Source organism: Kocuria sp. HSID17590, assembly GCF_003989485.1.
Lineage (GTDB): Bacteria > Actinomycetota > Actinomycetes > Actinomycetales > Micrococcaceae > Kocuria > Kocuria salsicia.
Genome location: NZ_RBMB01000064.1, coordinates 1 through 4,713, shown reverse-complemented (window position 1 = coordinate 4,713; position 4,713 = coordinate 1). Strand labels below are relative to the sequence as shown.

Genomic DNA, 4,713 nt, shown 5'->3' with positions numbered 1-4,713 from the left:
GTGGGCGGCCTCGTGCGCGCCCGCATGGGCCAGCGCGTGGTCGACAGGCTCGTCTCCCCGTTCGTCTCGGGCGTCTACTCGACGCACCCGGACCGTCTGGACGTCGACGCCGTGGCGCCCGGTCTGCGCAGCAGGCTGCGGGAGCTCGGCAGCCTCGGCGCCGCCGCCGGCGCGCTGCGCGAGGCCACCCCCGCCGGTTCGAACGTCGCCGGTCTGGACGGCGGCATGAACCTGCTGAGCGAGCGCCTGGTGCACGACGCCGAGCGGCTGGGGGTCAAGCTCGTCACCCGCTACGACGTGATCGCCCTGGACCGCGATCCCCGCCGTCCGGGCTGGATGGTCATCCAGCGCCAGCCCACGGACGGGGACAAGACGGCCGTGGCGCGCGGCGAGCTGCTCGTGATGGCCACGGACGGGCCCACCGCGGTGCGGCTGATGGGCAGCCACATGCAGGACGCCCAGAACTACACCCCGCGCTCCGGCCCGCGCATTGCCCTGGCCACCCTGGTGTTGGACTGCCCCGCCCTGGACCCCGCCCCGCGCGGCACGGGTCTGCTCGTGAGCGAGGACGTCCGGGACGTCCGGGCGAAGGCCCTGACCCACGCGAGCGCCAAGTGGAAGTGGGTGGCCCGGGAGGCCGGCGAGCACCGGCACGTCCTGCGGCTGTCCTACGGTCGGGCCACCCCGCGCGGGGCCGGGCCCTCCCCGGAGGTGGCGCTGGAGGACAAGCACCTCATCGCCCTGGCCCTGGGGGACGCCAGCACCCTGCTGGGGGTCCCCATCGCGCCGGAGCAGCTCGTGGGCGCGGACGTCGTGCGCTGGCACGCGGCCCTGCCGCGGACGGACCCGGGGCACAGCGCTCGGGTCACGGGCTTCCGCCGGGCGCTGAAGGAGATCCCGGATGCCGCCGCCGTGGGCGCGTGGCTCTCCGGAACGGGTCTCGCGGCGGTCGTCGCGGACACCCGCAAGCAGGTCCGCGCGCTGCTGGAGCACCACGGCTACGAGGTGGCGGCGCCCCCGGGCGGTGCGGGTACGGGTTCGCAGTAACCGCGTGCCGCAGCCGTTCGCAGCAGCGGCGCGCAGGAGGCACCGCGGTGCGCGGGCGTCGTCGTCGTGGGCAAAGAGGCCCGTGCCTGGCGGCGGACGCGCGGCGCGGAACGGAAGAGAACGAGAAGTCGAAAGGAACGCACAGGATGAGTGAGCACGCAGCGAAGACGCAGGGGCACGACGGCCAGGAGGCCGCGCAGGGCGGCGAGGAGAAGCTCTACTGGTCCCAGTACACGGTGCTGGAGCGCACGAGGGACCGCCCGCAGGATGCTGACTCCGCGGCCACCCGGGAGAGCTTCGACGCGCTCGTGGCGCGGCTGGCCGAGCGGGACGTCACCGTGCGCGGCGTCTACGACGTCTCCGGGATGCGCGAGAGCGCGGACCTGATGCTCTGGCTGACCGGCAAGGAGCCGGACGCCCTGCAGGCCGCCGTGCGCGAGCTGCGCCGCGAGCCCCTGGTGGGCGGAACCCGGCAGTCCTGGAACGCCATGGGCGTGCACCGCGAGGCCGAGTTCACCTCGAACCACTCGCCGGCCTTCGCCCGCGGCGCGGAGCCGAAGGACTGGGTGTGCGTGTACCCGTTCGTGCGCTCCTACGACTGGTACTACATGAACCCTGAGCGCCGCAGCGAGATGCTCAAGAACCACGGTATGAAGGCGCGCGACTACCCCCAGGTGCTCGCGAACACCATCGCGTGCTTCGGGCTCAACGACTTCGAGTGGCTGCTGGCCCTGGAGGCCCCGGAGCTGGTGGACCTCGTGGACGTGATGCGCCACTTCCGCAACACGGAGGCGCGGCTGCACGTGCGCGAGGAGACCCCCTTCTACACGGGCCGCCGGATCCGCACGGACGAGATCGGTGAGGTCCTCGCCTGAGATGACTGAGACCCGCAACGACCAGACCAACGCCCTGAGCGCGGCGCGCAGTGCGCGGCCGCACGACTTCCAGGCACTGATCCTCTCGTCCTTCGGCGGTCCCGAGGGGCAGGAGGACGTCATCCCGTTCCTGCGCAACGTGACGCGCGGTCGCGGCATCCCCGACGAGCGGCTCGAGGAGGTGGCCACGCACTACCGTGCCAACGGCGGTGTGAGCCCCATCAACGCCCAGAACCGTGCCCTGAGGGACGCCCTCGAGGCGGAGCTGCGGCGGCGCGGGATCGAGCTGCCCGTGCTGCTCGCCAACCGCAACTGGGACCCGTACGTGGCGGACGTGCTGCGCGAGTGCCACGAGCGCGGCTACACGGACCTGCTGGTGATGGCCACGAGCGCCTACTCGGGCTACTCCAGCTGCCGCCAGTACCGCGAGGACTACGGCGTGGGGCTCGAGGAGACGGGCCTGCAGGACGTGATGCACGTGGAGAAGATCCGGCAGTACTACGACTCCGAGGGCTTCCTGCGGCCCTACGCGCGCAAGTTGCGCGACTCGCTGCAGGCCCTGCGCTCCCGCACGGACGGCCCCCTGCGGGTGCTGTTCACCACCCACTCGGTGCCCATGACGGACGCCAACGCCGCCGGGCCGCAGCGCATGGACTTCGAGGGGGACTCCGCCTATGTGGCCCAGCACCTCGCCGCCGCGCGCTGGATCGTGGAGCAGGTGGGGGAGGAGATGGCCGACGTCGAGTGGGAGCTCGTCTACCAGTCCCGTTCCGGGCCCCCGTCCATGCCGTGGCTGGAGCCGGACATCTGCGACGTCATCGAGTCGCTGCCTGAGCAGGGCGTGACCGGTGTGGCCGTGGTGCCGCTGGGCTTCGTCTCGGACCACATGGAGGTGCTGTGGGACCTCGACACCGAGGCCCGCGACGCCGCAGCCGAGGCGCGCATCGAGTTCGAGCGGATCCCCACGGCCGGAACGGACCCCGAGTTCGTCGCCGCCCTGGTGGACCTCGTGGAGCAGCGGCTGGGAACCCCCACCGCGCCGCCGCGGATCTCCGCGTGCTCGCGCGGCACGTGGTTCGACGAGTGCGCCCCGGACTGCTGCGTGAAGGTGCTGCACGGGCGGGACGAGCCCCGGCCCACGATCGCCCAGCGCCCGCAGGGTGGGCCGATCCCGGTGGACCTGGACGCCGACGGCGGGGTGGTCCTGCGGTGAGCGCCGACGTCTTCACCGTGGGCACCCGCGGCTCTCAGCTCGCGATGACCCAGACCCGCTGGGCCGCGGACGCCGTGACCCGCGCGGGCGGCGTGCCACACGAGGTGGTCACGGTGCGCACCGAGGGGGACGTCCTCACGGGCCCGCTGTCCCAGCTGGGCGGCACCGGCGTCTTCGCGACCGCCCTGCGCTCCCGCGTGCTGGAGGGGGACGTGGACCTCGCGGTGCACTCCCTCAAGGACCTGCCCACGGCGGACGTCGAGGGGCTCGTGATCGCGGCGCTGCCCGAGCGCGAGGACCCGCGGGACGCCCTGTGCGCCCGGGACGGTCTCACCCTGGAGGAGCTTCCCGAGGGAGCGGCCGTGGGGACCGGCTCGCCGCGTCGTGTGGCACAGCTGCGGGCCCTGCGCCCGGACCTGCGCATCGTGGACATCCGCGGCAACGTGGGAACCCGCCTCAACCGCGTGGCACCGGCGGACCCGGGGGACCTGGACGCCGTCGTACTGGCCGCCTCCGGACTGATCCGGCTGGGACTCGAGGGCCGCATCACGCAGTACCTTGACCCGCACCTGATGCTGCCCGCCCCCGGGCAGGGCGCCCTGGCGCTGGAGGTGCGCGCGGACCTGGACCCGGACTCCGGCCTGGCCCGCGGGCTGGCCGCGGTGGACCACCTGCCCACGAGGCTCGCCGTGACCGCTGAGCGCGCCGTGCTGGCCACGCTCGAAGCCGGCTGCGCGGCCCCCGTGGGAACCTACGCGCGCCTCCTGGACGGCGTGCTCGAGCTCGAGGTGGTCGTGGCGGACCCGGACGGCTCCGAGGTCATGCGCGGCGCGGCGTCCCTGCCGGACGCGGACCTCGAGGGTGCCGCGGCCCTGGGCGCGCACGTGGCCCAGGAGCTGCTGGGCAACGGTGCCGGACGACTGGCGCGGTTGAGCCTGTGACCCCAGCGCGCGTGCTCATCACCCGCGATCCCGCCGCAGCGCACGAGCTCGCCGCGCTGCTGCGGGAGCGGGGCCACGAGCCGTGCGCGTCCCCGATGCTGGAGGCGCAGCTTCCGGCGGATCCCTCGGAGCTGGCGGGGCTGCTCGACCAGGCCGCTCACCCGTCCGGTCCCACCTGGCTGTGCGTGACCTCGGCCACCACGGTGGCGGCGCTCGACGCGGTCGCGCAGTCACCGGACTGGGGCGCGCAGCTGGAGGCGGCGCGCGCCACGGGCCTGCTGCGCGTGGCCGCGGTGGGAGAGGCCACCGCCCGGGCGCTGGGGGAGTACGGTGTGGGGCTGGACTTTGTGCCGTCCCGCGTCCAGAGCGCGGCGGGCATGGTGGCGCAGTGGCCGGAGCATCCCGGCGCGCGGTCCGGTGAGGATTCTCGGAAGGCTCCGCGTGCTTCCCAGTGGACGGGCCCGACGCCGCTGGCCCTGCTTCCCGTCTCGGCTCTCGGCTCGGACACGCTGTGCCAGGGTCTGCGCGAGCTGGGCTACGACGTGCGGCGGGTGACCGCGTACGAGATGGTGCCCGTGCCCGCGGAACGGCCCGTGCGGCGTCGTGAACCCGAGCCCCTGGCCGGGAGTGCGACGGA

At 73.9% G+C, this 4,713-nt stretch carries 5 protein-coding genes; all 5 read left to right on the top strand.

The window, feature by feature from the left end; genetic code table 11:
• Window positions 1–1,047: NAD(P)/FAD-dependent oxidoreductase (locus D8M39_RS12670; protein WP_126875113.1), on the top strand; the 1,047-nt coding region annotated here is incomplete at its 5' end.
• Between the two features lie 146 nt (window positions 1,048–1,193).
• The gene (hemQ, locus tag D8M39_RS12345; protein WP_094394325.1) at window positions 1,194–1,922 is read left to right on the top strand and encodes a hydrogen peroxide-dependent heme synthase; all 729 of its coding nucleotides are present in this window, start codon (window positions 1,194–1,196) and stop codon (window positions 1,920–1,922) included.
• Window position 1,923: 1 nt separating this feature from the next.
• On the top strand, window positions 1,924–3,135 hold the full coding sequence (locus D8M39_RS12340) for a ferrochelatase (protein WP_126875112.1): 1,212 nt from the start codon (window positions 1,924–1,926) through the stop codon (window positions 3,133–3,135).
• Window positions 3,132–4,076 (top strand): hydroxymethylbilane synthase, encoded by a 945-nt coding sequence (gene hemC / locus D8M39_RS12335; RefSeq protein WP_094394321.1) that lies wholly within the window; start codon window positions 3,132–3,134, stop codon window positions 4,074–4,076. Before D8M39_RS12340 ends, hemC begins: the two co-directional genes overlap by 4 nt.
• Window positions 4,073–4,713 (top strand): uroporphyrinogen-III synthase (locus D8M39_RS12330; RefSeq protein WP_126875111.1); only part of this gene is annotated, 641 nt, incomplete at its 3' end. The genes hemC and D8M39_RS12330, both read left to right, overlap by 4 nt.